Origin of the sequence: Streptomyces sp. NBC_01384 (assembly GCF_045040035.1) — a bacterium.
Taxonomy (GTDB): Bacteria; Actinomycetota; Actinomycetes; order Streptomycetales; family Streptomycetaceae; genus Streptomyces.
The window spans coordinates 5,632,589-5,659,071 of sequence record NZ_CP109559.1; the positions used below are offsets into that span (position 1 = coordinate 5,632,589).

The window sequence follows — 26,483 nt, forward strand, 5'->3', positions numbered from 1 at the left end:
CGGGGGGCGTTCACGCGCTCATGCGTACGTGCGCTTACGCGCTCGGCACTCGCCGGAACTGCCCCGCCACCCACAGATCCGCCTCGACCCGCCCCGCCGTCGCACGCAACTCCGGCAGCACCTGATCGACACACTCCTCACGCGTACGACGACTGCTGTGCATCGCGACATTGACGGCGGCCACGACCCGCCCACCGCGCTCGCGCACCGGTACGGCGATCGAGCGCAGTCCCTGTTCCAGTTCCTCGTCGACGAGGGCGTACCCCTCTTCCCGTACGCGGTCCAAGGCGCCCCTCAGCTGTGCGGGGTCCGTGATGGTGTGCGGGGTCAGGGGGCGGAGTTCAAGAAGCCGTGGCTCGGGCTGGTCCGCCAGCATCACCCGGCCCAGTGAGGTCGCGTACGCGGGCAGGCGGGTGCCGACGGTGATGTGGACGCTCATGATCCGGCTGGTGGAGACGCGGCCCGTGTACTGGATCTCGTCGCCCGCGAGGACAGCCAGCGACACCGACTCGTGCAGCCGCTGCGAGAGTTCGGTGAGGTGCGGGGCGGCGATCTCAGGGAGCGAGGTCCGGGACAACGGGGGGTAGCCGAGGCCCAGGACGTGGGGGGTGAGGCGGAAGACGTGGTCGTGCGCGGTGACGTATCCGAGGTGCTCCAGGGTGATCAGGGCGCGGCGCGCGGTCGCGCGGGCGAGGCCGGTGGCCCGGGCGACCTCGGTGAGGTTCAGTTCGGCGCGGCCCTCGCCGAACGCGGTGATCACGGTGAGGCCGCGGGCCAGCGACTCGATGAAATCCCGGCCCAGTTCCTGCTTGGAGGCGCCCGTCCAGACGGCCAGGCCGGTGGGAGTGGTGGGGGAGGCGGGTGCGGTGGATTCGGCGAGCCGCGCCTCGCGCAGCTCGCGCTCCATCGCCGCCACGGCCGCCCGCAGCCGCGGCAGCAGGGTGTCGCGCAGATCGGCCGCGGTGTGCCGGCTGGTGTGGCTCACCACGCTCACCACACAGGCGATCCGACCCGACTCCCGCACGGGCATGGAGAGGGCGACCAGGCCCGCTTCGATCAACTGGTCGTCCAGCGCCCAGCCGGCCTCCCGCGCCTCGGCCGTACGGCGCTCGAAGTCGTCGCCGAGGGTGGGGAACCGACCGGCACCCGAAGGGCCCTGGGCACCCGAAGGACCGTGGGCGCCCGAAGGACCGTGGGCACTCGAAGGGCCGCCGGCACCTGAAGAGCCGCCTGTGCTCGAAGGGCTCCCTGCGCTCGAAGGGCTCCCTGTGCTCGACGGGAACGGGCCGCCCCTGTCCTGCTCGTCCCTGGCCTCGATCGGCCGACTCCGCGCCGGGACCGTCGGAAACCCCCGGTCCTCCGGATCCGCAGCGCGCCGCTCGCGCCACCGTGCCCACTCCCGCTCGCCCCACTCGGTGGCGAACAGCGGGCCCGGCGCGGTGCGTTCGGCGGGGAGCAGGTCGCCGATGCGGAAGCTCAGCGACATGGCGCGGCGCCGGGTCGCCTGGTGGATGAAGCGGATGCCGTCCCGGTCGCCGACCGCGAGCGAGACGGACTCGTCGAGCTCGTCGGCGAGGGCGTCCGCGTGTGGGTCGAGCAGGCGGGGCAGGCGCAGGGCGGCCAGATAGGCGTTGCCGAGTTCCATCAGACGGGGGGCCAGGACGGCGTCCCGGCCGTCGAGGCGTATGTACCCCCGGCGTGCCAGGGTCGCGGTGATCCGGTCGACGGTGGAACGTGCGAGCCCGGTGGACCGCTCCAGACCACTGAGGCTGGACACTCCGTCGGCGTCGGTCAGCCGTCGCAGTACGGCGATACCGCGGATCAGAGGGGTGACGGCCTCGGCGGGCACGGTGGCCTCGCCCCCCGCGGTGCCGGCGGTATCGGCTGCGGTGCTGCCTGCAACGGCTGCGGTGCTGCCGGTCTCGGCCTCGGGGGCCGGCACGACGTTCGATGGCATGGGCTCTCCGTTGCGGCTCTCTGAAGAGTCTCGGAACAGACACCGTAGTCCTTGCAGGACCGGGTCAGCAGGTCGGCGAGCCACCGTGAGCGGCCCGGATCGGCAGGTCGGCGGCAGGTCGGGGGCGGGTCGGGGGCGCGTCAGCGGTGCGTCAGCGGCGGGTCACGGACACCTTGTAGTTCTCCGAGGGATCCGCTCCGGTGACGGAGATGGTGACGCCGCTCTTGGGGTCCATGAAGGACTCGCCGGGGGCGAAGGGCGCGTCGGAGAGTTCCGCGTGGACGTTGGGGCTGCGGGTGCAGCCGCCGCTGTTGCGCTTGGAGTCGTAGACGGTGATCGGACCGTTTCCGGTGTCGACTCCTGCGTCGACCTTGTAGATGAGGATGCCGGGGCGGCAGACCGCGGAGTCGTTGCCCCCGCGGGTGCGCAGTTCGAGGGCGTACCCCGTTTTGGAGCTGGTGGGCACGAAGACGAGCTTGGGGCCACCGGGCCGGTACAGCGGGGTGAGGGTGTACTTCGTCGTCCCGGGCATCGTGGCGCAGCTGACCTGTGCGTCGTCGAGCCAGCCCAGCTTCCACTTGTGCCAGCCGAGCAGGTCGTTGTCGGCCCCCCAGTCCTCGCTCATGATGTCCCAGTGGCCGACCGCGCCCCCGCCGTCCTGGGTGTAGAGGTCGGGCAGGCCGAAGGTGTGGCCGTTCTCGTGGGGGAGTACCCGGTAGCCGGTGTCGGCGTAGGAGCCGGAGCCGTCGTCCTGGCGGCTGTAGACGAAGGACGCGTTGGAGATGTGGACGCCGTCGGCGACCGGTGCCTCGGTGTTGCCGGCGAAGGTGACGGACAGGACGGTGTCCAGGGCGGAGGGTCCGGCGTTCGGCGTCATCAGCACGTTCAGGATGTCGTACGAGCGGAAGTCCACCTCGGGGTCGGCCGCGGCCACTATGTCCTGGACCAGGTCGCGGTAGCCGGGGTCGAAGGGGGCGCCGCGTTCTATGCCGTACGCCTTGAAGGGTTTGGGCATCCGCAGCCAGTGCCGGACGGGGGTCTCGGGGCGGTAGTCGAGGCGGCCGTAGGAGCTGGTGCGAAACCAGTTCTGGGTCTGCGGGAAGAACTCGGCGAGCCGGTCGAGCGCGCTGCCCGGGCCGGGCGCGTCGGAGAAGTCGACCATCAGGGTGAGGGCCCGTATCGTTCCGGTGGGGTGGGCGTATCCGGTCGGGGTCGGTATGCCTTCGCCCATTTGTACGCTCATCGCGCCGCTGATCATGCAGGGACCGAGCGCCGTGGAGCGGGCCAGCGCGATGGAGCCCGCCGTCGTGGAGCCACCCGTGAGGTGACCGGTACCGGCGGAGGTGCTGACCGCCAGCGTCAGAAGGGTCACCGTGGCGAGCGCGGCCACGCGGCGCGGGCGTATCCGGCGGCTGGTCGGCTGCTGCATCGGCTGCATGCAGGGGCCCTTCGCTTACGGCAGCCACCCGGTCACCGGCTGCACCCTGTGCGATCACCCTGTGTCGGGGGATGCGCGGGCGCGCGCTGGAGGAGCCCGATCGTGGGTTTTCCCGCCCGGACGGGTGTGACGTAGGTCACAGAAGATCTCGCGGAATGCGGGAAATAACTGGGGACGGTTTCCCCGTTTGACCCTGTGTCCGAGCGAAACGGGGAAGGAATCCCCGGATCGCACCACAGCCTTCATCCAGCTTGAGTATCAGCTTGAGCACTTGAGCAACTGCTTGAGCTACGTCCGAGGAGGACGCCGTGGAGACCGCCACCCCCGTGAAGCGTCGCGTGCCCCGGCCCCGCGCCGATGCCCTGCGCAACCGGGAGCGGATCGTCGCCGCCGCGCGCGAGATGTTCGTCGAGTTCGGCTCCGATGTGCCGTTCGACGAGATCGCCCGCCGTGCCGGTGTCGGCAACGCCACGGTGTACCGCAACTTCCCGGACCGCGACGCGCTGGCACGGGAGGTCGTCTGCTCGGTCATGGACCGCACGTCGGAGTGGATCGAGTCGGCTCTCGCCGAGGGCGATGACGCCTTCGAGACGCTGAGCGGCTTCGTGCACTTCGCGGCGGACGAGCGGATCGGCGCCCTGTGCCCCATGCTCTCCGAGGCCTTCGACCAGCACCACCCCGATCTGTTCGCCGCACGCGAGCGGATCACGGAACTGATGGACGAGCTGATGGCGCGCGCTCGCGAAGCCGGACAGTTGCGACCCGACGTCGAGTCCGGCGACGTGCTCATCGCCCTGAGTCAGCTCACCAGGCCGCTGCCGGGCCTCATGTGCCAGGGCATCGACCGCTTCGTACACCGTCATCTGCAGCTGTTCCTGGACGGACTGCGGGCACCGGCCCGTTCCGTACTGCCCGGAGTGGCGGCCACCGTGGAGGATCTGCGAACAGCCTGACCGATGAGTTCAGCGCGCGGCGCCAGTCAGTAGTCCATCCGTAGTCCAACAAGGTCCATCCGTAGGCCGACAAGCTTCCGGCCGTCGACGGCGACGAGCCGTGCCCTTCCCTGACGTTCACCGACGTTCACCGACGTTCCCTCACTATCTCTCACCATCCCTCACTTTTTCACTGCGAAGTACCGGAGTGGGTATCCCCATGTCTGAAACAGGCACCTCAGCCTCCGCAACGTCGGCGGCGGAACTCGCCGACGCACACAGCAACCGCTGGAAAGCGCTCGCGTTCATCGCGCTCGCTCAGCTGATGGTCGTCCTCGACGCGACCATCGTGAACATCGCGCTGCCCTCCGCCCAGCATGACCTGGGGATATCGGACGGCAACCGGCAGTGGGTCATCACGGCCTACGCCCTCGCCTTCGGCGGCCTGCTGCTCTTCGGCGGCCGTATCGCCGACCTGTGGGGCCGCAAGCGCACCTTCGTCACCGGTCTGATCGGCTTCGCCGGCGCCTCCGCCATCGGCGGTGCCGCGCAGAGCTCGGCGATGCTGCTCGGCGCCCGCGCGCTGCAGGGCGCGTTCGGCGCACTGCTCGCCCCCGCCGCGCTCTCGCTGCTCGCCGTGATGTTCACCGACGCCAAGGAGCGCGCCAAGGCGTTCGGCATCTACGGTGCGATCGCCGGTGGCGGTGGCGCCGTCGGCCTGATCCTCGGCGGCTTCCTCACCGAGTACCTGAACTGGCGCTGGACGTTCTTCGTCAACATCCCGTTCGCGATCGTCGCCGCCATGGGCGCGTTCTTCGTCATCCGTGAGCCGGCCGGTGGCCGCAACCGCTCGCCGCTCGACATCCCCGGCGTCGTCCTCTCCACCCTGGGTCTGGTCTCCCTGGTCTACGGCTTCACGCGTGCCGCGTCCGACGGCTGGAGCGACTCCACGACCATCGGTCTGTTCGTCGCCTCGGCGGTGCTGCTCGCGGCCTTCGTGTTCACCGAGTCCAAGGTCAAGGCCCCGCTGCTGCCCCTGCGCGTCATCACCGAGCGCAACCGTGGCGGCGTCTACCTCTCGCTCGGCCTCGCGATCATCGCGATGTTCGGCCTGTTCCTCTTCCTGACCTACTACCTGCAGATCGTGAAGGGCTACTCGCCGGTCAAGACCGGCTTCGCCTTCCTGCCGATGATCGCGGGCATGATCACCGGCTCCACCCAGATCGGCGCCCGGCTGATGACCCGCGTCCCGCCGCGGATGCTGATGGCTCCGGGCTTCGCGCTGGCCGCCGTGGGCATGCTGCTGCTGACCCAGATGGAGATCAACTCCTCCTACGCGGGTCTGCTGCTCCCGGCCCAGCTGCTGCTCGGCCTCGGCATGGGTTCGGCGTTCATGCCCGCCATGTCCCTGGCCACCTACGGCGTCCAGCCGAAGGACGCCGGTGTCGCCTCCGCGATGGTCAACACCTCGCAGCAGGTGGGCGGCGCGATCGGTACGGCCCTGCTGAACACGATCGCCGCCTCGGCGACCACCTCGTACGTCAAGGACCACATCGCCGGTGCCGCCTCCAAGCCGCAGCAGCAGCTCGTCCAGCTGCAGGGCATGGTGCACGGCTACACCAACGCCATCTGGTTCGCCGTCGGCATCCTGGCGATCGCCTCCGCGATCGCCGCGACCTTCGTCAACACCGGCCGCCCGGACCTGACCGCGGGCTCCGGCGCGGGCGAGGGCGCCGAGGACGAGATCAAGGTGCCGGTGATCGCCCACTGATCACCCGTACCGCTCGTACCGCCGCTGGTACTTCCGGTACTTCGGTCACTTCGGGCACTTCCGGTGCTTCAGGTGCTTCGCGTACGGGCGCGGGGTGGGGACGCCTCGCTCGTACGATTCCCAGGGTCCGCCCCGGTTCCGAGTTCATCGGAGCCGGGGCGGACCCGCGTCCACACCCCCCGCGTCTCCGCCGTGACCGACCGGACAGGTCCTAGCGCAACCAGGGCAGGTCCGCGCCCGCGTCCTTCGGCTGCAGCCCCTCGGCGACGATGCGCATGGCGTCGCCGAGGGCTTTTTGCTGTTCGGGCGTGAGCCGGTCGAAGAAGGCCTGCCGTACGGCGCTGACATGACCCGGCGCGGCCTTGCTCAGTACCTCGTAACCGGCGTCGGTCAGCACCGCGAACTGGCCCCGCTTGTCGGAGGGACAGTCCTCGCGGCACACCCACCCGTTCTTCTCCAGGCGCGCGATCGCGTGCGAGAGGCGGGAACGGGTGATCTTCGCGCTCATGGCCAGCTCGGTCATCCGCAGCCTTCTGCGCGGCGCCTCGACGAGCTGCACGAGCAGACCGTAGTAGACGTGTGGCATGCCCGCGTCGCGCTGCAGCTGACGGTCGAGATGGTCCTCGAGGAGGGTGGCGGCGCTCATGTACGCACGCCAGGTGCGCTGTTCCTCGTCGGTGAGCCAGCGCGGCTCTTCAGCGGATGCGGATGCCGTATTCATGTACTCCACTGTACGAGCCCCTTCTTGAATATTAAACAAGTCGAGAGTATGGTCGATCCCGAGAGCTTGAGACTTCAATTAACTAGTCAATCGGTCTTACGATGAACCCCCGGAGGGAGTAGCCGCCATGTCCGTGGCCACGTCTGCCGTTACCGAGGGGCGTGCCCCGCAGGAGCGCATGCCCGCCCTCTACCTCAGCCATGGCGCCCCGCCGCTCGCCGACGACCCGATCTGGCCCGCGGAACTGGCCGCCTGGTCCGCCGGACTGCCCCGCCCCAAGGCGATCCTGATGGTCTCCGCCCACTGGGAGGAGGCCCCGCTGGCCCTCGGCGCGGTCCGGACCGTACCGCTCGTCTACGACTTCTGGGGCTTCCCCGAGCACTACTACCAGGTCCGGTACGCGGCTCCCGGCGCCCCCCAACTCGCCGAGTCCGTACGGAAGCTGCTGCGCGCGCCCGGCATTCCGGTCCAGGACATCCCGGACCGCGGCCTCGACCACGGGGCGTACGTTCCCCTCGTCGAGATGTTCCCCGACGCCGACATCCCTGTCCTGCAGATCTCCCTGCCGACCCTCGATCCGGTGAAGCTGATGGAGATCGGACGCAAGCTGGCGCCGCTGCGTGACGAGGGCGTGCTGATCGTGGGCTCAGGGTTCTTCACACACAACCTGGCGGCGCTGCGGCACGCCGGCGGTGGCGTCCCGTCCTGGTCGAGCGAGTTCGACGACTGGGGGCACCGCGCGCTGGACGCCGGCGACGTGGACGCGCTGCTCGACTTCGAGCGCAAGTCCCCGGTGGGCCGCCTCGCCCACCCGCGCACCGAGCACTTCGCCCCGCTGTTCGTGACCATGGGCGCGGCGGACGCGGCCGGCGAGCTGGACGGGCAGAAGTCCGTCATCGACGGCTTCTGGATGGGGATGGCGAAGCGGTCGGTGCAGTTCGGCTGACGTCGGTGCAGTTCGGCCGACGCTGACAGTTCGGCTGACGCCGGCAGCTCTTCGGCTGACCTGACAGTTCGGCTGACCTAGAGGTCTTTTTCATACCAGGCGACGTCCCAGTACCGGCCGAACTTCCGGCCCACCTCCCGGTACGTACCGACGTACCGGAACCCGAAGCGTTCGTGCAGTCGCACGGACGCTTCGTTGGGTTGCGCGATGCCCGCGTAGGCGCGGTGCACATCCTCGCCCGCGAGCGCCTCGAAGAGGGCCTTGTAGAGCAGTGTGCCGACGCCGCGGCTGCGCGCGTCGGTGGCGAGGTAGATGGTGACCTCGACGGAGGTCACGTAGGCCGGCTTGGGACGGAACGCGCTGCTGGTGGCGTACCCAAGAATCGCCCGCCCGTCTCCCGGCCGCCGCCCCTCAACGAGGCGCTTTCGCGCCGCTGCGCCTGATTCATAGTCCGTGTCCGTGGCAACCATCAGACGGTGCGGGCCGTCTTCAGGGTGAGAGAGCAGCCAAGGGCGACGCTCCTCCGACGTGAAGACGGCGGTGTCAAATGTGATGGGCGTCTCGCGTACGTAGTGGTTGTAGATGTCTGTGAGGGCGTCGAGGTCACTCTCGGCTCCTGGTCTGACCTGCACCTCTGTACGTTCCGTCGACATCCGACCTCCCACTGTGGCGGCACAGGGTACTGCATGATCAGAAAAATAGAGGGGCGGGTTGGGAATTCTGTCCGGATTCCAGTCGTTGTTTCCTTCGGATGCCGGGCACTCGGAAGAGTGTCCGAGCCGCCACTAGGACCCGCAAGCCCACCATCGCAAGGGAGCACGCATGGCAACCCGTGCCGTCGCCCGTCGTCAGTCCGCCACCGGCGAGACCACCGACGCGGCACGCAGTGTTCGCGCCGGAGGCGGCGAAATCGCCGACCGCGACCTGGTCGGCATGTACCTCGACGAGATCGCGCGTACACCGCTGCTCGACGCCGCCAAGGAAGTCGAGCTGTCCCAGATCATCGAGGCGGGTGTGTTCGCGCGGCAGATCCTCGACGACGAGGTGGATGCCCCCAAGGCGGACGCGACCCGCGAGGAGCTAGAGACACTGGTCGCCGAGGGGGAACGGGCGAAGGACGTCTTCATCCGCTCGAACCTGCGGCTGGTCGTGGCGGTGGCCCGGCGGTATCCCCGCAGCGGCCTGCCCCTGCTCGACCTGATCCAGGAGGGCAACGCGGGCCTGGTGCGCGCGGTCGAGAAGTTCGACTACCGCAAGGGCTTCAAGTTCTCCACGTACGCCACGTGGTGGATCCGTCAGGCCATCACCCGCTCCATCGCCGACCAGTCGCGCACGATCCGCCTCCCCGTGCACCTGGTCGAGGAGCTGGGCCGGATCCGCCGCGTGCAGCGCGAGTTCAACCGCAAGAACGGGCGGGAGCCCGAGCACGCGGAGATCGCCGCCGAGCTGGACTCGACCCCCGAGCGTGTGACGGACGTCCTGGACTGGGCCCGCGACCCGGTCTCGCTGAACATGTCGGTGGACGACGACGGCGACACCCAGTTCGGTGACCTGCTCGAGGACACCTCCGCGGTCTCGCCCGAGCAGTCCGTCCTCACCCTGCTGCGCAGCGAGGAGCTCGACGACCTGATCGGCCGTCTCGACCAGCGCACGGCCTCGATCATCAAGATGCGGTACGGCATCGACGACGGCCGCGAGCGCACGCTCACGGAGGTCGGCAAGGAGCACGGGCTCACGCGCGAGCGCATCCGCCAGATCGAGAAGCACGCGCTGCTGGAGCTGAAGAAGCTGGCCCGTGACACGGGCTTCGACGCGGTGGCATGAGAAGGCAGCGTGGCGGCACAAGAAGGCGGCGTGAGGAAGCGGCGTGAGGAAGCGGCGTGAGGAAGCGGCGTAAGAATATGTGCGGTTCGCGCGGTTTGCGCGACTCATACGGTTCGTGTGCCACGTATGGTTCATACGGATTCGAGGTGATGTCGGCCGACCGTACCGGTGGGAGGTCGGCCATAAGTCGACCGGACATGGCCATGTAACGCCGCTTAACTCGCTGGGCTCTGGGCACAAAACCTCAGGGCCCAGGGTTCAGGGTCCCGGGGCGCAGCCCCAAGACCCCCCAGAACCGAGTCCCGACGCACTCCCCCCCCGCGCCGGGACTCTTCGAGAGCCGAGCTTCGGCGCCTTCCCCCCCCCTGGCGCCGGGGCTCGGCTCCTTTTGTGGGCGCGGAGCGCCGCGGGGACGAAAGCTGTGGGCGCGGCACGCTGATTCCGGCAGGTCCACCGGCCGGGCACGTCCACCGGCCACTTTTTGGGCAGGCCGACGGGCCACCCCGAACCTGAACCCCGGGGTGACCCGGACGGCAGATTGTGCCACAAGGGCATAACCTGCCGTCCGTGACCGGTAGTACCCGCGGTACGCCATCTGGAAGCCGTGCGCGACTTTCCCTGGGGCGCCGTGTGAGCGAGCCCCGGACCAAGGTGGCCCCCGGACTTGGGAGGTCGGCGTAAGGGACACTCCACGCTGACGCCGCCCCGTTCCGCAACGCCCCGCGGCTGCCTTCCGATCGGCTGCCTTCCTGCCCGCCCGTCTTCCTATCCGCCCGCCGCCCGCGTCAGACGCCCGCCCAAGTCCCGTACGCAACTCACCAGTTCCGCCGGCTGACGTACCGTGAACTCGCAGTCGACCATCGCGAGCCGCACCGCCAGCCACTCCACGGCGTCCCCGGCGCGGGAGCGCAGTCGGCAGCTGTGCTCGTCGATCGGCTCGGGCGTGCCGAGCCAGTGGGGCAGGCGGGCCGCGACGAACTCGGCGGGCGCGGCGAAGGTGACATCGACGTCGTACGTCTCCTGGCGCCGGTACATCGACTGCCGCAAGTACTCGGCCGCGCTCCCCGTCGGCAGCTCGCGCGGTGTGAAGCGGGCGCCGGTCGCGAAAGGCTCGGCGACCCGGTCGACGCGGAAGGTGCGCCAGTCGTCGCGGTCGAGGTCGTAGGCGACGAGGTACCAGCGACGGCCGGTGGAGACGAGCCGGTACGGCTCGGTCAGCCGCCGCGACGGCGTCCCGTCCCCGGAGCGGTAGGCGAACCGCAGCCGCTCCCGCCCCGCCACCGACGCGGCGATCACGATCAGCGTCTCGGGCGCGATGCTCGCCCCGTCCCCGCTGGTCAGCGGGGTGGTCGCGGCCTGGAGCGTGGACACGCGGTGCCGTAGCCGGGACGGCAGCACCTGTTCCAGCTTGGCCAGGGCTCGTACGGAGGCCTCGTCCATGCCCTCGACCGCGTGCCCGGCGCCGGCCCGCAGCCCGACCGCGATCGCCACCGCCTCCTCGTCGTCGAGCACGAGCGGTGGCATCGCCTTGCCGGCCACCAGTCGGTACCCGCCGTCGGCCCCCTTCGTCGCCTGCACCGGATAGCCCAGCTCACGGAGGCGGTCGACGTCCCGGCGGACGGTACGGCGGGACACGCCCAGCCGGTCGGCCAGCTCGCCGCCGGGCCATTCGCGGGGCGTCTGGAGGAGGGAGAGGAGCTGGAGGAGCCGGGCCGGCGTATCCGTCGTCATGTTTTCCAGAGTGCCGTACATCTAGGACACGATCTGACCTAATGAGGCCTTACCTTCAAGCCATGACCTCCACCGAGACCACTCGCAACAGCCCGGCCGGGCAGCCGCAGGGCCCGGCCGCCGTGGCCGACCGGCGGCGCTGGTTCGCGCTCGCCATCGTGATGACCGCGGCCTTCATGGACCTGGTCGACGTCACGATCGTCAACATCGCGATCCCCTCGATCCAGCGGGACGAGGGCGCGTCCTTCAGCCAGATCCAGTGGATCACCGCCGGCTACGCGCTCGCCTTCGCCGCAGGGCTCATCACCGGTGGACGGCTCGGCGACATCCACGGCCGCAGGCGGCTCTTCCTCGTCGGCATATTCGGCTTCACGATCGCCTCCGCGCTGTGCGGCTTCGCCGCGAACCCGGAGATGCTCGTCGCCTCGCGCATCCTGCAGGGCGCGATGGCCGCGATGATGGTGCCGCAGGTGCTGTCGATCGTGCACGCGACCTTCCCGGCACACGAGCGGGGCAAGGTCTTCGGTCTCTTCGGCGCGATCGTCGGACTGGGGGCCGTGTCCGGTCCGCTGCTCGGCGCGCTGCTCACCGAGTGGAACCTCTTCGGTCTGGAATGGCGGCCGATCTTCCTCATCAACCTTCCGGTGGGCATCGCCGCGCTGATCCTCGGCAGGAAGTTCATCAGCGAGTCCAAGGCTCCGAAGGCCCTCAAGCTGGACCTCGTCGGCGTCGCCCTCGTCACGCTCGGTCTGCTGATGCTGCTCTACCCGCTGACCCGCGGGCGGGAGCTGGGCTGGCCGGTCTGGGGGTACCTGTCGATGGGCGGCGCCCTCGTCGTCTTCGCGGCGCTGGTGGCGTACGAGCGGCGGAAGGCGGCGCGGGACGGTTCGCCGCTGGTCGAGCTGTCGCTGTTCAAGGTGAAGAGCTTCGCGGCGGGCATCGCCGTACAGACCGTCTTCGGGGTCGGCCTCGGCATCTTCTTCCTGGTCTGGACGCTGTACATGCAGGTCGGGCTGGGCTGGAGTCCGCTGCGGGCCGGGCTGACCGGGGTGCCGTTCTCGATCGCGGTGTCCGCGGCGGCGGGGATGTCGGTGCAGCTGCTGGTCCCGCGCTTCGGGCGCAAGGTGCTGCAGGCGGGCGCGCTGATCATGGCGGTCGGGGTGCTGCTCTATGTCTGGGAGTCCGAGCGGTACGGGCTCGCCATCCACTCCTGGCAGATGGCGCTTCCCCTGGTCGTCATGGGCGCGGGCATGGGCTTCATCGTGGCCCCGCTGACGGACGCGGTGCTGTCGGAGGTGCCGCGCGAGCACTCCGGTTCGGCGTCCGGGCTCATCAACACCGTGCAGCAGATGGGCAACGCGCTGGGGCTCGGGCTGGTGTCCGTGGTCTTCTTCGGCCAGATCGGCGACCGGTTGACCCCGGCCCAGGTGGGTCCGGCCTTCGTGAACGGCTTCCAGCATGCGCTGGGGTGGGTCGCGGCGGTGATGGTGGCCATCTTCCTGCTGATGTTCGCGCTGCCGGGTCGATCCTCCGCGGTGAGCGGCGAGGTGATGGACGGCGAGGTGACGGACACGGTGGGGGAGAAGGAGCCGGCGCTCGCCCGGTGAGCCACGGTTGAAGGGGCCCGGCACCTCAGGTGCCGGGCCCCTTTTCGCTGTCCCCGCTGTCCCCGCAGACCCCGTAGTGGGGAGCTCAGACCGTTCCTATGGACTGAGCAGGAGTGAGTCTGCTCAGCCGCGCGCCCCGAACGGTCTTGGGCGCTCCCCCACTGCCTTAAGGGCGTGGGAGGTACCCCCAGGTCCCCGGCGTACTCAACCCCGGGGCGGCGACACGCATCCTGTGCGTGGTCCGGTCCCGGGAGGCCAGTTCCCTGCGCGACCTGGCCATATGGGTACGGCCAGAGGCGACGGGGAGGCCCTGAACCATCACTCTGGTGGAGCAGGGGCCCCGCACGCTGGCACCGCACCCGGCGTCCCAGATCGCACAGCCACGCTAACCCGGAGGGCCCAGGGCGCCGCAAGCCCGGAAGCCGACCATCACACGATCGAGCTAAAACGACCTCACGCACGCTCCTCGACGAGCAGGTGCCAACCCCGCAGCGGGAAGCGGAAGTCCGTTCATGCCCGAATGGCGCCCGAACCTGTTTACTTTCTGGAAATCCGAGCGTAGCCTCCCGGTGAAACCACAGGTTCGGGCATCAGCCGGACGTTAATCGGAGGCGAACGGACATGTACGCACCGGAGCGGCAGCAGGAGATCCTCCGGCTCGCCCGTGACGGCGGCCGGGTGGACGTGCTCTCGCTGGCCGAGGAGTTCCAGGTCACCGCGGAGACCATCCGCCGCGACCTGAAGGCCCTCGACCGCGCAGGACTCCTGCGGCGGGTGCACGGCGGTGCCATACCGGCCGGGCGGCTGGACTTCGAGCCCGACCTCGCCGAGCGCGAGTCCACCGCGGCCGACGAGAAGGACCGCATCGCACAGGCCGCGGTCGCCGAACTGCCGGAGGAGGGCACGATGATCCTCGACGCGGGGTCGACGGTCGCCCGGCTCGCCGGCTCCCTCCCGCTGGAGGCGACGGTCACCGTCGTCACGCACAGCCTGCCGATCGCGGCCCGCCTCGCGGACCACCCCGGCATCCAGCTCCATCTGGTCGGGGGACGCGTCCGGCACCGTACGCGCGCCGCCGTGGACGCCTGGGCGCTGCGGGCGTACGGCGAGATCCGCGCCGACGTGCTGTTCGTCGCGGCCAACGGTTTCTCCGCCGAGTACGGACTGACCACCCCCGACCTCGCCGAGGCCGCCGTGAAGCGCGCGGCCATCCGTGCCGCGCGCCGCGTGGTGCTGCTCGCCGACTCCTCCAAGCACGGCCAGGAGCACTTCGCCCGCTTCGGCGACCTGAGCGATGTGGACCTGCTGATCACCGACAGCGGGTTGAGCCCCGAAGACGCCACCGCCATCGAGCGCGGCGGCACGGAAGTAGTGCGCGCATGATCCTCACCGTCACCCCCAACCCCTCCCTCGACCGTACGTACGAGGTCCCGTCGCTCGACCGCGGCGAGGTCATCCGGGCCACCGGCGAACGCATGGACCCGGGCGGCAAGGGCGTGAACGTCTCGCGCGCGGTCGCGGCGGCCGGACAGCGCACGGTCGCCGTACTGCCCCTCGGTGGTGCGCCCGGCGCACTCGTCGCCGATCTGCTCGACGCACAGGGCATCGAGGTCGCACCGGTCCCGGTTGCCGGAGCCACCCGCTCGAACATCTCGGTCGCCGAGCCGGACGGCACGCTCACGAAGATCAACGCCCCCGGTCCCGAACTCTCCGCCGCCGAGGCCGAGCTGCTCCTGGAGACCGTGCGTCAGCAGTATCGTTTCGGCGACACCGACTGGATTACCTGCTGCGGCAGCCTGCCGCGCGGACTCGGGCCTTCCTGGTACGCCGACCTGGTCGCCCGCGCCCACGCGGCGGGCGCCCGGATCGCACTGGACACCTCGGGACCGGCGCTGCTCGCGGCGCTGCGCGAGCGGCCCGACGTCGTGAAGCCCAACGCCGAGGAGCTCGCCGAAGCCGTCGGGCGCCCTCTCGCCACCGTCGGCGACGCGGTCAAGGCCGCCGAGGAACTGCGCGAACTGGGTGCGGGCGCCGTGCTCGCGAGCCTCGGCGCTGACGGGCAGCTGCTCGTGGACGGCTCCGGCGTCTGGTTCGGCAGCGCCCAGGTGGATGCCGTACGCAGCAACGTGGGCGCCGGTGACTCCTCCCTCGCCGGATTCCTGATCGCCGGCGGCCGCGGCCCGGAGGCCCTCGCCTCCGCCGTCGCCCATGGCGCCGCGGCCGTACAACTGCCCGGCAGTGTGATGCCGGGCCCGGCCGACCTAGACCCCTCCGCCGTGACCGTGACGTCGGAGGTCCCCGTGGACCGCGTGCTGACGGAGCCGGTGTCATGACGAATCCCCATGTCATGACGACCGCCACTCCTGCGGCTCCACCCCCTGGACCGGCACTGATGAGGCGGGGTTTCCCCGGCCCCGCCTCCGCCACCTCAGTCCCGGTCTCTCTCCCCGTGTACCCCGCGCTCCTTGAGCACGGCGCATACCCCGCGCTCCTTGAGCACGGCACCTACCCCGCGCTCCCTGAGCGCGGAACCCCCGTCCCCACCCTCGCCCAAGACTTCCCCCGGGCGATACGCGTGCGAAGGAGCCCGCGATGAGCGAGATGATCACCGCGGACCTGGTCGACCTCGACCTGTCCGCCGAGACCAAAGAGGCCGCGGCACGCGCCCTCGCCGAGCGCATGGTGACGTTGGGCAGGGTGACCGACCTCGACGGCTTCCTCGCCGACGTGGCCGCCCGCGAGGCCCAGATGCCCACCGGCCTCGACGGCGGGATCGGCATCCCGCACTGCCGCAGTGAACACGTCACCGAGCCGACGCTCGCCTTCGGGCGCAGCGCGGCCGGGATCGACTTCGGTGCGCCGGACGGGCCTGCCGACCTGATCTTCCTGATCGCCGCCCCGGCGGGTGCCGACGACGCGCATCTGACGATCCTGTCGTCGCTGGCCCGCCAGCTCATGAACGCCGAGTTCACGTCCGCGCTGCGGGCCGTGGACGACGCGGCGGCCGCGGCCGCGCTCATCCGCGGGGACGAGTCCCCGGCGGCCGCGGCCTCGACCGCGGCTGAGGGCGCCGAGGGCTCCAAGAACTCCGTGGCGGTGTCGGCGGCGGCCTCCGCCGACACCACCACGGACACCAGCGCCGACACGTCCGCGGGGCAGCGTCCGTTCCGGATCGTCGCCGTCACCTCCTGCCCCACCGGCATCGCGCACACCTACATGGCGGCCGAGTCGCTGGAGAACGCGGGCCGCGAGGCGGGTATCGAAGTCGTCGTCGAGACGCAGGGCTCGGCCGGTTTCACCCGGCTCGACCCGGCGGTCATCGCGGCCGCGGACGGCGTGATCTTCGCCCACGACGTGCCCGTACGGGACAAGGACCGGTTTGCCGGGAAGCCGACCGTCGACGTCGGTGTGAAGGCCGGCATCAACAAGCCCGCCGAGCTGATCTCCCAGGTGCGGGACAAGGCCGCGCGCGGCGAGGTCACCTCCGGCTCGGCCCCCGCCACGCCCGTCGAGCGCGGCGGTGAGTCCGGCGAGGGCTACGGGACCAAGCTCCGCAAGTGGCTGATGTCCGGCGTCAGTTACATGGTCCCGTTCGTCGCCGCGGGCGGTCTTCTGATCGCCCTCGGGTTCGCGATCGGCGGCTACACGGTCAACAAGGCGCCGTCGGTCATGGACCACTTCCTGTGGACCCAGGCGGACAGCTGGGGCGCGCTGTTCTTCCAGATCGGCGTCGTCTCCTTCGGCTTCCTCGTCCCGGTGCTGGCCGGCTACATCGCCTACGGCATGGCGGACCGGCCAGGTCTCGTGCCCGGCTTCGTCGGCGGCGCGATCTCCCTCACCATCAACGCGGGCTTCCTCGGCGGTCTGGCCGCCGGTCTCATCGCCGGTGGAGTGGTGATCGGGATCCAGAAGGTGAAGATCCCGGCGGCGTTGCGCGGCATCATGCCGGTGGTGGTGATCCCGCTGATCTCGGCGGCGATCGTCGGATTCCTGATGTTCGTGGTCATCGGCAAGCCCATCGCCTCGGCGCAGAAGGGCATGACCGACTGGCTCAACGGCCTCACCGGCACCAACGCCGTCCTGCTCGGCGCGCTGCTCGGCCTGATGATGTGCTTCGACCTCGGCGGTCCGGTCAACAAGGTCGCGTACACCTTCGCCACCGCCGGTATCGCGGTCGCGAGCCCCAGCGACTCGGCCATGAAGATCATGGCGGCCGTGATGGCGGCGGGCATGGTGCCGCCGCTGGCCATGGCCCTGGCGACGACCGTGCGCGGCAAGCTCTTCACGCAGACCGAGCGCGAGAACGGCAAGGCGGCCTGGGTGCTGGGCGCCTCCTTCATCTCGGAAGGCGCGATCCCGTTCGCGGCGGCCGACCCGCTGCGTGTCATCCCCTCCGCCATGGTGGGCGGCGCGGTCACCGGTTCCCTGTCGATGGCCTTCGGCGCCACGCTGCGCGCCCCGCACGGCGGTATCTTCGTGGTCCCGCTGATCGGCAACCCGTTCCTCTACCTCATCGCCGTCGCGGCCGGTGTCTGTGTCACCACCGCCCTGGTGGTCGTCCTGAAGGGCATGCGCAAGCAGGCCCCCGGGGGCAACGGCGCTGGCCTCGCCGACGCTCCGATAGCGGCGAAGGCCGAGTCCAAGGAGCCGGTCGCGGCCTGAACGGCCAACTGCTCGCCCTTTTAGGGCATCTGCGAGATACATCACGGTCCGGGATCAAAGTCCCGGACCGTGGTGTCTACTGGACGGTATGCCTGAGCACGTGTCGATCCTCCAGCTGACGGGCGTGCCCGTCCTCGCCCTTGCGACCGCCATCTGGATCGTCGGTCTGTCGCGCCTGCTGCGCCGGGCCCGTGCCGAGGCCGCCGCACGGCGGCACTACGGACATGTGCTCCGGACCATCCCCCATCAGCGGCGGTCCGGCCCCGCCGCGGAGTCGGTCGAGCTCACCCCCGAGGAACACGCCGCTTTCGCCGGCCTGATACGCCAGTTCAGCGACAGCCGCCCCTGACCGATCCGCCCCCATGGTCCTAGGGACCGATCCGCTCCCTGGTCCCTGTCCTTGGCCCCGGCCCCGGCCCCGGCCTCGGTGTGGGCCGAGTCGCCCCGGTGTCAGCCGAGTCGGGCCGCCCGGCGCTCCATCGCCGCCCGGGCCTCGTTCTCCGTCGGATAGACCTCGCACATGTGGCGCCCGTCCGGCGTCGCCGTGTGCTCGACCTCCCACAGGGAGATCTCCTGGCCGTCGCGGAGCAGGAACGCGTGCTCGTAGAGCGAGAAGCACAGCCCGGCCTGGCCCGCCCGGCAGGGGCGGCCGAAGGCCTGGGTGATCTGGTGCGCGAACGCCGTCCGCAGCAGCAGCGTCGTGATGTCGGCGCCCGGCCGGTCCGCGTTCTCCGCCCGCCGCAGCAGCCGTCGCGCGTGGTCCGCCGAGTCGTCGGCCAGGTAGGCGTGGGGCGGCTCGGGGATCGGCGACAGATGGACCAGCACCGGCAGTTCGAAGTCCGGTGTGTCCTGCGGCAGCGGCAGCCGCGCCGTGGCCGCGCGCAGTTCCTCCTCGTCGACGTACACCTCGTGCTGCGGCTCGCTGCCGGGCGCCGTGTTGTGCACGAGCTCCCACAACGTGACCGCCGAGCCGTCGGCGAGCAGCCAGGTGTGCCGGTACGTCTCGCGGTGCAGCCCCGCGCTGTGGTGCGCGGAGTGCAGCGAACTGTCGTGCGCCAGCGCGCAGTCGAGCCGCCGTATGGCTTCGTCGGGCAGCTCGAAGGAGTTCAGGGCACGGCCGAGGAGTCGCTCGAGGTGCTCCTCCGGAGACTCGGGCGACTCGGGTGGTTCGTACGCTGCTGTCTCGTACGGGACGCTCAAGGCTTCTCCCGGCGTTGCTGCATGTCACCTTGTGGGTGCATACCGTAGCCCCTCGGTCGGACATCATTCCTGTGAACCGAGAAAACGTATGGACAGAAAACGAGCGGGCCGCGTGGCAAGTTCCCACACGGCCCGCTGAGACGTCAACGGCCCCCGGTCAGACGGTACTTCCCGCGGTCCACGCGCTCCACGCCATGTTCCAGCCGTTCAGCCCGTTGTCCGGCGAGACGGTCTTGTCAGGCGAGTTCTTGACTGTCACGACATCCCCGACCAGGGAGTTGTCGTAGAACCACTTCGCGGTGGTGTCCCCCTGTGCCCCCTGCACATCGGCCAACCCGACGCATCCGTGGCTGGTCCCCTGCCGCCCGAAGGGCGGATTCCCGCGGTTGTACCAGTAGTTTCCGTGGATGAACGTCCCCGACGACGTCAGCCGCATCGCGTGCGGTACGTCCGGGATGTCGTACTCGCCGCCGTAGCCCACCGTCGAGCCGTTCATCCGCGTCTGCACGAACTTCTCGGAGATCACCATCTGCCCGTTGTACGTGGTGTGCTCCGGGCTGCCCGCCGAGATCGGCAGCGTCTTGACCGTCTTGCCGTCGCGCACCACCGTCATGGTCTGCGTGTTGACGTCGACGGTGGAGACCTGGGAGCGGCCGACGGTGAAGGTGACCGTCTTCTTCTGCACCCCGTAGACGCCGTTCGCGCCCTCGACACCGTCCAGGTCGATCTTCATCGTGACCTTGGAACCGGCCTTCCAGTACTCCTCGGGCCGGAAGTCGAGCCGCTGCGCCCCGAACCAGTGCCCCACCACCTGCTGCCCGCTGCTGGAGGTGACCGTGATGTGCGACTGGACGGCCTTCTGGTTGTTGATCACCTTGTCGAAGGTGAAGGAGACCGGCATTCCGACGCCGACCGTGGTGCCGTTGTCGGGCGTGTATGTGCCGATGAAGCTGTTGCTCGAAGAGACCGTCGTGAAGATGGCGTTGGCGGCGGCCGTACGCCCGCTCGCGTCCTTCGCGGTCGCCGAGATCTGATACTTCGTCCCGCGCTCCAACTGCGCCTTCGGCTTCCAGCTCCCGCCGTCCGCCGCGATCGCCCCCGGCACCGCCGTCCCGGCCCCCGCCACCGTCATCCGCACATCGGTCAGCTTGCCGTCGCTGACCTTCACGCCGGTCGCGTTGACGGACGCGCTCGTCGAACCGTCCTTGGCCGAAATGACGATCTTCGCCGTGGACGTCTTGGCCGAGTTGCCGCCGTCCTTCGCGCCCTTGGTGTCGGTGTCGGCGTTGGCGTTGCCACCGCAGCCGGTCAGGGTGAGGGCGCCGACCATCAGGGCGGCACAGGCCCCCAGTGCGCGCCGCGCTGCTATGTTCGGCGTTGTCACGGGCTGCTCCAGTTTCTTGTGATGTGCGTGATCCGCTCCAGTGCGTGGAGAAAGAGCGAGCACCGCCGCGAAGGGTTCCCACCGTCCCCACCTATCACCGTCCGGTGACAGAAACGGGACAATGACCGGGCGGCCACATACCGAACACCCAGGCCCTAGTCCGACTTGAACATCCACGTCCTGGTCCGACGTGGAGTCGCGGAGTCGGCGGAGCAGGTCACGAGCGAGAAGGGTGTCCGGGCAACTCGGTCTTCTCCTGGACACGCGGAAGCAGCATGCTCACCACCGGTCAGGCGCCCCCGTACAACTCTCCGTACGACGGCCACACCCCGCCCGGCCCGTCCACCGACTCGGCTGCCCGTACCGCGCGGACGATCGCCCGGGTCACCAGGTCCGCGCCCGCCGCGAGGATCTCGTTGAGGGCGAGGGGGTTGTCGGCGGCGAGGGGGCGGGCGCCCGTGGCCAAGGCGAAGACCGTGTCGCCGTCGTTCAGGAGGTGGACCGGGCGTACGGCGCGCGCGATGCCGTCGTGAGCGGTGCCCGCGAGCTTGTGGGCCTGCGCTCGGGTGAGGTCGGCGTCGGTGGCGACGACGGCGAGCGTGGTGTTCAGCGGGGGAGGCGCGTTCTTCGCGGCGGCCTCGGCGAGCCGTCGCCGCGCCGCCTCGTGGACCTCGGGCGCGGGATATGTCGCACGGCCGCCCCCCAGCAACTCCCCATACAGCACCCCCGTTTCCGGATCCACCGCCGAACCCGCCGCGTTGGCCACCACCAGCGCGGCCACCGTGATCCCCGAGTCGAGCACGACGCTCGCCGTCCCCACCCCACCCTTGATCCGCCCGACCGTCGCCCCGGTCCCGGCGCCCACGCACCCCTCCGGCACTCGGGCAGCCGGCTCGCTCGCCTCGGCCGCCTCGACCGCGGCCCGGCCCATGGCCGCGTCCGGCCTCGCTCGGAAGTCGCCGCCGCGGCCCAGGTCGAAGACGCAGGCGGCGGGCACGACCGGCACGACGTGCGCCGGATCGGGACCCACCCGCACCCCGCGGCCCCGCTCCTCCAGCCAGGCCATCACCCCGGACGCGGAATCCAGCCCGTACGCGCTGCCGCCGGTCAGTACGACCGCCTCGACCTTCTGGACCAGGTTGCGCGGGTCCAGCGCGTCGGTCTCCTTGGTGCCGGGCCCACCGCCCCGCACGTCCACGGCAGCGATGGCGCCGCCCTCCGGGGCGAGTACGACCGTGGTGCCGGTGAGCCAACCGTCACCGGTACGCGTCGCGTGTCCCACGCGCAGCCCCGCGACATCCGTCAGAGCGTCAACTGTCATGCCTCCAGTGTTTCCACCTTCGCGGCCCCCACCTCTCCCCGCGCGACCATCCGCGCTGTCAGGGTCACCCCGACCGCCACCGTCAGCGCCGCCACGATGCCCGCCGCCAGCACCGCCCAGCCGCCCGGGAAGGTGGACGCATGACCAGCAAGCCACGACGAAGCACAGGTCGAACAGGAGCTGCGGCGGCGAGGAGACCCGGTGCGCCTCCTCCCGTCTCCGGCCGGTCATTCTGTGCAGCGGCCCGAACAGGGCCGCCCTGGGCGCCGGCGCGGATGCGGAAGCGGCACTGGACGTCATAGGGTCAAGGACTTCAGAAGAGAGTCCCGGCCGCCCGGGCTGAGGGCCCACGGTCCCGGCCGTGCCGGGGTGGGCCACCACCCCCTCGTCGTACCCTGGACGCATGAGTACCGCCCCCGAGCCGCGTGAAGCACCCGAGCCGCGCGAAGCCCCCGCAGCGCGCGTTCCGAAGTCGGCGCTGGTCTTCGACGACCCGCTGAGCCAGCAGTCCTCGGACGACACGGACCGGGGGTGGGGCGAGCAGTCCCGTGGCGACGGTGACAGCGCGGCGGACCTGAAGCGCTTCCTCGACGAGAAGCCGCCCCACCACCTCTGAGAGCCCCCGATCCCCGTCGCTAGTTCTGGCGGTGTCCCGAGCCGCGCTGTGCCAGCAGGGCGTCGCGGATCTCCTTCAGTACCTCCAGCTCGGACACCTCGATGACCTCCTGTGTGCCCTCCTTCGCCTTCTGGCGGTCCGCCTGCCGCGCGAGGAACTTCGACATCGGCAGGACCATCAGGAAGTAGACGACGGCCGCGGTGATCACGAAGCTGAGCGTGGCACCCAGCACCGAGCCCCACAGGATCCGGACGCCCGTCGCGGTGTCCCCGCTGCCGGTGCAGGGCGCCTTGAGGCAGGAGTTGTAGCCGTCGAGGTTCTGCGTGCCGATCGCACCCACCAGCGGGTTGATGATGCCCTTCACCACCGAGTTGACGATGTTGGTGAAGGCCGCGCCGACGACCACCGCGACGGCCAGATCGACGACGTTGCCCCGCATCAGAAAGGTCTTGAACCCTTCCCAGACGCCGGGTTGCTTCTTCTTGCTCACCAAGAGGCCCCTCTGTACAAGTTGTGGAACAAACAGCTCCGCAACCTACGGCAGGGCGTGCCCGGCTGGTCCAATTCGGCAGCTTGATCGAGAGACTTGACACCGATTCGATATCCAGGACGGCAGTCGGCGCGGCGCTCAGCACAGTGTCACCGCCAGCCGTGCGGTCGTGCCCGCGCCGGCCAGCCGCGCCGCCGTGGACCGGGGCACGGAGAGCACCACCAGCGCCCCGGTCTCGGTGGCGGCGAAGTCCGGCACCTCGGTCACCCGCGCCCCGGCCGCGACCACACGCCCTTCGCTCCCGCCGTCCGCCGCGACCACATCGACCCGGTCGCCCGGCCTGAGCAGCCGCACCGTGGCCGCGTCGGCGATCCGCACCGGCACCGCCACCATCTCGACCGCGCTCCGGCCGCGTACGGAAGTGGAAGAGGGGGCGCGCATGGACGTGGGCGACGTGGGCGACGTGGGTGACGCGGGTGGGGAAGTGGCCGCCGGATGGCCGCGCGTTCGCTCCGCGTCGTGGGGGCCCGCCGCGACGAGAGCCGCCGCCGTGACCGCGAGCCCCGCGGCCACGGCCCGCCGCCGGTGCCGGGCGAGGCGCCGCAGCCGACACCGCCCGCCGCGCACGCGAACGGGCGCGAACTGCGGCACCTCGCAGGTCGCGGGTGCGTCCACGCCGGGCGGACCTACGAGATCGGTGAGATCGGTGAGATCGGTGAGAGGGGACAGTTGAGCCACGGGGACCACCACCTGCGACGAGAGATCGGCTTGCGATCCCACGATGCGGCCTCGCGGCGGATCCCGCTGGAGCCCGTGGACTACCGACGAGTTGTGGACAACTCCCTCACCCGAACCGGAGGTTCCACCTCTCGGAAGCGATCGTCGGGCAGGCCGTCACGGCAGCTCGAACCCCGGGTCCATGCCGCCCAGCGCCGTCGTGCACAGACAGTCCCGCGTCCCGTTCCCCGGCAGCGCCGCCACCACGTCGAACAGCACATCCCGCAGCCGGTCCACGTTCGCCGCGAACACCTTCAGCACGTCGTCGTGCGAGACGCCCTCGCCGGCCTCCGCGCCCGCGTCGAGGTCGGTGACCAGGGTCAACGAGGTGTAGCAGAGTTCGAGTTCACGGGCGAGCGCGGCTTCGGGATGGCCGGTCATGCCCACCACGGACCAGCCCTGCGCCTGGTGCCACAGCGACTCGGCGCGGGTAGAGAAACGGGGCCCCTCTATCACCACGAGCGTGCCACCGTCCACCGGCTCCCAGTCCCGGCCGCGCGCCGCCTCAAGGGCGGCCTTGCGGCCGACGGGGCAGTAGGGGTCGGCCAGCGACACGTGCACCACGTTCGGCACCGTGCCGTCCGGCAGCGGCAGTCCGTCGAAGAACGTCTGCGTCCGCGCCTTCGTACGGTCGACCAACTGGTCCGGCACGAGCAGCGTTCCCGGCCCGTACTCGGGTCGCAGTCCGCCCACCGCGCAGGGCCCGAGGATCTGGCGGGCGCCGAGGGAGCGCAGTGCCCACAGGTTGGCCCGGTAGTTGATGCGGTGCGGCGGCAGATGGTGGCCGCGGCCGTGGCGGGGAAGGAAAGCGACCCGGCGCCCGGCGATCTCGCCGAGGAACAGGGAGTCGCTGGGGGGTCCGTAAGGGGTGTCGACCTGTATCTCGGTCACGTCGTCGAGGAAGGAGTAGAAGCCCGAGCCGCCGATGACACCGATCTCTGCGTTCGCCATGACGAGCACATTAGCGGGCGGTGAGGGCCTGTCTTTTGGATCAGGCCTGGGCCGAGGGACCGATCAGGCGCCGTTTCCTGAAGCGACCTGATCCATCCAAAGGACAGGCCCTCACCCGGCCCCGAAAACGCCGGAGGCCCTGCCGTCGTACGACGGCAGGGTCCCCGCGAGAAATCCTTGCGCGGCCTGGCTGCTGCTCGAGCTTCGCCCGGCCGAGCCGCTGCTCGGGCTCTACGCGGCCGAGCTGCTGCTCGACGAGCCGCTGCCCGACGACTTCGAGTCCGACGAGGACGACGAGCTCGACGACGACGACGAAGACGACGACGAGGACGTCGAAGAAGCCGACGGCTTGGACGCCGCCGAGCTGCTCGACGACGAGCCGCGGCTGTCGTTGCGGTAGAAGCCGGAGCCCTTGAAGACAATGCCGACGGCCGAGAACACCTTCTTCAGGCGGCCACCGCAGTTGGGGCACTCGGTCAGGGCATCGTCGGTGAACTTCTGCACCGCCTCGAGGCCCTCGCCACACTCGGTGCACTGGTACTGGTAGGTCGGCACTTGTCTTCCTCCTGGCACTCTCACTCAGTGAGTGCTAACGACGATCCATACTGACGTATTCCGCGAGATCAGTCCACTGTCACCGGCACTCGGTGACCGACGCCACGTGCGACGGTGCGTCCGGCGGGCCGCGTGGCCAGCCGTGAGCGCAGGGTCACCAGAGTCACCAGTGCCAGTGCCGTACCGGCCATCGGCACCAGGAATCCGGCGCCGTCCCACAGGCGGTCCTCCAGCTGTCCGGCGACCGTGACGGCCGCCGCCTGGCCGAGTGCGACGGCTCCGGTCAGCCAGGTGAAGGCCTCCGTGCGGGCGCCCGCCGGCACCAGGCCCTCGACCAGCGTGTAGCCGGCGATCAGGGCCGGAGCGATGCACATGCCGACCAGGAGGCCGATCCCGGCGAGCACGGCCACGGAGTGGGCGGCCCACAGCCCGGACGCGGTGAGCGCCAGGGCGGCGTACCCGACGACGAGCCGTCGCTGCGGGGCCACCTTCCAGGCGATGGCGCCGCAGACGACGCCGGAGAGCATGTTGCCCGCGGCGAAGACGCCGTACAGGACGCCGTTCAGACCGGGCTCGCCGATCGACTCGCTGAACGCGGCGAGCGAGACCTGCATGCCGCCGAAGACGGAGCCGATGCCCAGGAAGGTCATGATCAGCACGCGCACTCCGGGGACCCGCAGCGCGGAACCGTGCTGCACGCGCGCGTGCCCGGCGGGAGCGACAGCGGGCTGGGTGCTCTTCTGTGCGGCGAAGAGGAGACCGCCGATCAGGGTCAGACCGGCCTCGGTCAGCAGGCCCGCGGCCGGGTGCACGGCGGTGCACAGCGCGGTGGCGAGCAGCGGGCCGAACACGAAGGTCAGCTCGTCCGTGACGGACTCGAAGGCCGCCGCGGTGGTCATCAGGGGAGAGTCCTGCAGTTTCACGCCCCAGCGGGCGCGCACCATGGGCCCGACCTGCGGCACGGAGGCGCCGGTCGGCACGGCGGCGGCGAAAAGGGCCCACAAGGGGGCGCCCATCAGTGCGAGCGCCGTCAAGGAGAAGCCGGACAGGGCGTGCACCAGGACGCCGGGCAGCAGGACGGCCCGCTGCCCGTGGCGGTCGGCGAGACGGCCGGTGAAGGGCGCGAACAGCGCCATGGAGACGCCGGTGGCGGCGGCGACGGCACCCGCGGCCCCGTACGAGCCGGTGGTGTGCTGGACGAGGAGCACGAGGGAGATGGTCAGCATCGCGAACGGCTGGCGTGCGGCGAAGCCGGGAAGCAGGAACGTCCAGGCGCCGCGGGTGCGCAGCAGCTGTCCGTACCCCGGGCGGGAGGTGACCGTGGATGCCACGGCCCGTGCCTTTCTGCCGCCTGGTAGCGCGGCCCCTTTTGTCGGGCGGTTCGCCTCCGGGGTGCTGCAGCCGGTGTCGAGAGGCCGACCGTGCTCAGCCCTTCGGGCCTCCGCGCGCTCGACCTCTCGACACCGTCGCACCCCTTTGGCTCACTCGCCCTGCGGGGGGCGCCGAGAGCTGTCCTCTTGCGCGGAACTGCGGTAGATGCCGCGCCGCCCCCTGCGGGGGCACCGCGACCGCCATACGGTCGCGCCAGCTCTGCTTCAGG

Annotated in this window: 23 protein-coding genes; 10 read left to right on the forward strand and 13 right to left on the reverse strand. The window is 70.4% G+C overall.

Features of this window, described 5'->3' with window-relative positions; genetic code table 11:
* Positions 1 to 34: 34 nt before the first annotated feature.
* Together OG747_RS26005 and OG747_RS26010 are read right to left on the reverse strand one after the other, a co-directional pair.
* Positions 35 to 1,957, reverse strand: a complete 1,923-nt coding sequence (locus OG747_RS26005; protein WP_405881784.1) for an IclR family transcriptional regulator C-terminal domain-containing protein — start codon at positions 1,955 to 1,957, stop codon at positions 35 to 37.
* A gap of 151 nt (positions 1,958 to 2,108) precedes the next feature.
* Entirely contained in the window at positions 2,109 to 3,395 is a 1,287-nt protein-coding gene (locus OG747_RS26010) for a M6 family metalloprotease domain-containing protein (RefSeq protein WP_405881785.1), read from the reverse strand.
* 308 nt (positions 3,396 to 3,703) lie between these two features.
* On the opposite strand from OG747_RS26010, the gene OG747_RS26015 reads away from it, so the two are divergent.
* Positions 3,704 to 4,348 (forward strand): TetR/AcrR family transcriptional regulator, encoded by a 645-nt coding sequence (locus OG747_RS26015; protein WP_405881787.1) that lies wholly within the window; start codon positions 3,704 to 3,706, stop codon positions 4,346 to 4,348.
* A gap of 199 nt (positions 4,349 to 4,547) precedes the next feature.
* On the forward strand, positions 4,548 to 6,098 hold the full coding sequence (locus tag OG747_RS26020) for an MFS transporter (protein ID WP_405881788.1): 1,551 nt from the start codon (positions 4,548 to 4,550) through the stop codon (positions 6,096 to 6,098).
* A 211-nt stretch (positions 6,099 to 6,309) separates the two neighbouring features.
* Here OG747_RS26020 and OG747_RS26025 read toward each other — a convergent pair whose 3' ends face one another.
* On the reverse strand, positions 6,310 to 6,819 hold the full coding sequence (locus tag OG747_RS26025) for a MarR family winged helix-turn-helix transcriptional regulator (protein WP_405881789.1): 510 nt from the start codon (positions 6,817 to 6,819) through the stop codon (positions 6,310 to 6,312).
* A gap of 127 nt (positions 6,820 to 6,946) precedes the next feature.
* Between OG747_RS26025 and OG747_RS26030 the strand changes: the two genes are divergently transcribed.
* Complete coding sequence (locus OG747_RS26030) at positions 6,947 to 7,765, forward strand: dioxygenase (RefSeq protein ID WP_405881790.1); 819 nt, start codon at positions 6,947 to 6,949, stop codon at positions 7,763 to 7,765.
* Positions 7,766 to 7,842: 77 nt separating this feature from the next.
* Here OG747_RS26030 and OG747_RS26035 read toward each other — a convergent pair whose 3' ends face one another.
* Positions 7,843 to 8,418, reverse strand: a complete 576-nt coding sequence (locus OG747_RS26035; protein ID WP_405881792.1) for a GNAT family N-acetyltransferase — start codon at positions 8,416 to 8,418, stop codon at positions 7,843 to 7,845.
* Between the two features lie 169 nt (positions 8,419 to 8,587).
* Between OG747_RS26035 and OG747_RS26040 the strand changes: the two genes are divergently transcribed.
* On the forward strand, positions 8,588 to 9,589 hold the full coding sequence (locus tag OG747_RS26040; protein ID WP_405881793.1) for an RNA polymerase sigma factor RpoD/SigA: 1,002 nt from the start codon (positions 8,588 to 8,590) through the stop codon (positions 9,587 to 9,589).
* Between the two features lie 765 nt (positions 9,590 to 10,354).
* On the opposite strand, the gene OG747_RS26045 is transcribed toward OG747_RS26040, so the two are convergent.
* Positions 10,355 to 11,320, reverse strand: a complete 966-nt coding sequence (locus tag OG747_RS26045) for a helix-turn-helix transcriptional regulator (protein ID WP_405881794.1) — start codon at positions 11,318 to 11,320, stop codon at positions 10,355 to 10,357.
* Positions 11,321 to 11,382: 62 nt separating this feature from the next.
* Here OG747_RS26045 and OG747_RS26050 point away from each other — a divergent pair, with 62 nt between their 5' ends.
* The 5 genes from OG747_RS26050 (at position 11,383) to OG747_RS26070 (ending at position 17,938) form a co-directional block, all read left to right on the forward strand.
* On the forward strand, positions 11,383 to 12,927 hold the full coding sequence (locus OG747_RS26050) for an MFS transporter (protein WP_405881796.1): 1,545 nt from the start codon (positions 11,383 to 11,385) through the stop codon (positions 12,925 to 12,927).
* A 621-nt stretch (positions 12,928 to 13,548) separates the two neighbouring features.
* Entirely contained in the window at positions 13,549 to 14,310 is a 762-nt protein-coding gene (locus tag OG747_RS26055) for a DeoR/GlpR family DNA-binding transcription regulator (RefSeq protein ID WP_405881798.1), read from the forward strand.
* Positions 14,307 to 15,260 (forward strand): 1-phosphofructokinase, encoded by a 954-nt coding sequence (pfkB, locus tag OG747_RS26060; protein ID WP_405881800.1) that lies wholly within the window; start codon positions 14,307 to 14,309, stop codon positions 15,258 to 15,260. Before OG747_RS26055 ends, pfkB begins: the two co-directional genes overlap by 4 nt.
* Positions 15,261 to 15,519: 259 nt before the next feature.
* On the forward strand, positions 15,520 to 17,589 hold the full coding sequence (locus OG747_RS26065; RefSeq protein ID WP_405881801.1) for a fructose-specific PTS transporter subunit EIIC: 2,070 nt from the start codon (positions 15,520 to 15,522) through the stop codon (positions 17,587 to 17,589).
* A gap of 88 nt (positions 17,590 to 17,677) precedes the next feature.
* Positions 17,678 to 17,938, forward strand: coding sequence for a hypothetical protein (locus OG747_RS26070; RefSeq protein WP_405881802.1), 261 nt, complete (start codon positions 17,678 to 17,680; stop codon positions 17,936 to 17,938).
* 101 nt (positions 17,939 to 18,039) lie between these two features.
* On the opposite strand, the gene OG747_RS26075 is transcribed toward OG747_RS26070, so the two are convergent.
* The 3 genes from OG747_RS26075 to OG747_RS26085 form a co-directional block, all read right to left on the reverse strand.
* Positions 18,040 to 18,789: a DUF6227 family protein gene (locus tag OG747_RS26075; protein WP_405881804.1), complete on the reverse strand. Its 750-nt coding sequence runs from the start codon at positions 18,787 to 18,789 to the stop codon at positions 18,040 to 18,042.
* A gap of 157 nt (positions 18,790 to 18,946) precedes the next feature.
* A complete protein-coding gene (locus tag OG747_RS26080) occupies positions 18,947 to 20,173 on the reverse strand; it encodes an Ig-like domain-containing protein (protein WP_405881805.1) in 1,227 nt (408 codons plus the stop codon).
* Between the two features lie 289 nt (positions 20,174 to 20,462).
* Positions 20,463 to 21,494 carry a P1 family peptidase gene (locus OG747_RS26085; protein ID WP_405881807.1) on the reverse strand — a complete coding sequence of 344 codons (1,032 nt, stop codon included), beginning with the start codon at positions 21,492 to 21,494 and terminating at the stop codon, positions 20,463 to 20,465.
* Between the two features lie 403 nt (positions 21,495 to 21,897).
* On the opposite strand from OG747_RS26085, the gene OG747_RS26090 reads away from it, so the two are divergent.
* Positions 21,898 to 22,110: a hypothetical protein gene (locus OG747_RS26090; protein WP_405881809.1), complete on the forward strand. Its 213-nt coding sequence runs from the start codon at positions 21,898 to 21,900 to the stop codon at positions 22,108 to 22,110.
* Between the two features lie 19 nt (positions 22,111 to 22,129).
* Here the strand turns inward: OG747_RS26090 and mscL are convergent, their stop codons facing one another.
* The 5 genes from mscL to OG747_RS26115 all read right to left on the reverse strand — a co-directional run bounded on the left by mscL (position 22,130) and on the right by OG747_RS26115 (position 26,214).
* Positions 22,130 to 22,600, reverse strand: a complete 471-nt coding sequence (gene mscL / locus OG747_RS26095; protein ID WP_405881810.1) for a large conductance mechanosensitive channel protein MscL — start codon at positions 22,598 to 22,600, stop codon at positions 22,130 to 22,132.
* 138 nt (positions 22,601 to 22,738) lie between these two features.
* Positions 22,739 to 23,338 (reverse strand): hypothetical protein, encoded by a 600-nt coding sequence (locus OG747_RS26100; protein WP_405881811.1) that lies wholly within the window; start codon positions 23,336 to 23,338, stop codon positions 22,739 to 22,741.
* A gap of 156 nt (positions 23,339 to 23,494) precedes the next feature.
* A complete protein-coding gene (locus OG747_RS26105) occupies positions 23,495 to 24,328 on the reverse strand; it encodes an S-methyl-5'-thioadenosine phosphorylase (protein ID WP_405881812.1) in 834 nt (277 codons plus the stop codon).
* A gap of 231 nt (positions 24,329 to 24,559) precedes the next feature.
* On the reverse strand, positions 24,560 to 24,883 hold the full coding sequence (locus tag OG747_RS26110) for an FmdB family zinc ribbon protein (RefSeq protein ID WP_405881813.1): 324 nt from the start codon (positions 24,881 to 24,883) through the stop codon (positions 24,560 to 24,562).
* Between the two features lie 68 nt (positions 24,884 to 24,951).
* Positions 24,952 to 26,214: an MFS transporter gene (locus tag OG747_RS26115; RefSeq protein WP_405881814.1), complete on the reverse strand. Its 1,263-nt coding sequence runs from the start codon at positions 26,212 to 26,214 to the stop codon at positions 24,952 to 24,954.
* Between the last annotated feature and the right edge of the window lie 269 nt (positions 26,215 to 26,483).

Excerpts from the sequence above, each read along its gene's own strand:
- OG747_RS26005 (WP_405881784.1), bottom strand. The coding sequence starts at position 1,957 with ATGCCATCGAACGTCGTGCCGGCCCCCGAGGCCGAGACCGGCAGCACC.
- OG747_RS26010 (WP_405881785.1), bottom strand. The coding sequence starts at position 3,395 with ATGCAGCCGATGCAGCAGCCGACCAGCCGCCGGATACGCCCGCGCCGC.
- OG747_RS26020 (WP_405881788.1), top strand. The coding sequence starts at position 4,548 with ATGTCTGAAACAGGCACCTCAGCCTCCGCAACGTCGGCGGCGGAACTC.
- OG747_RS26025 (WP_405881789.1), bottom strand. The coding sequence starts at position 6,819 with ATGAATACGGCATCCGCATCCGCTGAAGAGCCGCGCTGGCTCACCGAC.
- OG747_RS26030 (WP_405881790.1), top strand. The coding sequence starts at position 6,947 with ATGTCCGTGGCCACGTCTGCCGTTACCGAGGGGCGTGCCCCGCAGGAG.
- OG747_RS26035 (WP_405881792.1), bottom strand. The coding sequence starts at position 8,418 with ATGTCGACGGAACGTACAGAGGTGCAGGTCAGACCAGGAGCCGAGAGT.
- OG747_RS26040 (WP_405881793.1), top strand. The coding sequence starts at position 8,588 with ATGGCAACCCGTGCCGTCGCCCGTCGTCAGTCCGCCACCGGCGAGACC.
- OG747_RS26045 (WP_405881794.1), bottom strand. The coding sequence starts at position 11,320 with ATGACGACGGATACGCCGGCCCGGCTCCTCCAGCTCCTCTCCCTCCTC.
- OG747_RS26050 (WP_405881796.1), top strand. The coding sequence starts at position 11,383 with ATGACCTCCACCGAGACCACTCGCAACAGCCCGGCCGGGCAGCCGCAG.
- OG747_RS26055 (WP_405881798.1), top strand. The coding sequence starts at position 13,549 with ATGTACGCACCGGAGCGGCAGCAGGAGATCCTCCGGCTCGCCCGTGAC.
- pfkB (WP_405881800.1), top strand. The coding sequence starts at position 14,307 with ATGATCCTCACCGTCACCCCCAACCCCTCCCTCGACCGTACGTACGAG.
- OG747_RS26065 (WP_405881801.1), top strand. The coding sequence starts at position 15,520 with ATGAGCGAGATGATCACCGCGGACCTGGTCGACCTCGACCTGTCCGCC.
- OG747_RS26070 (WP_405881802.1), top strand. The coding sequence starts at position 17,678 with ATGCCTGAGCACGTGTCGATCCTCCAGCTGACGGGCGTGCCCGTCCTC.
- OG747_RS26085 (WP_405881807.1), bottom strand. The coding sequence starts at position 21,494 with ATGACAGTTGACGCTCTGACGGATGTCGCGGGGCTGCGCGTGGGACAC.
- OG747_RS26090 (WP_405881809.1), top strand. The coding sequence starts at position 21,898 with ATGAGTACCGCCCCCGAGCCGCGTGAAGCACCCGAGCCGCGCGAAGCC.
- OG747_RS26105 (WP_405881812.1), bottom strand. The coding sequence starts at position 24,328 with ATGGCGAACGCAGAGATCGGTGTCATCGGCGGCTCGGGCTTCTACTCC.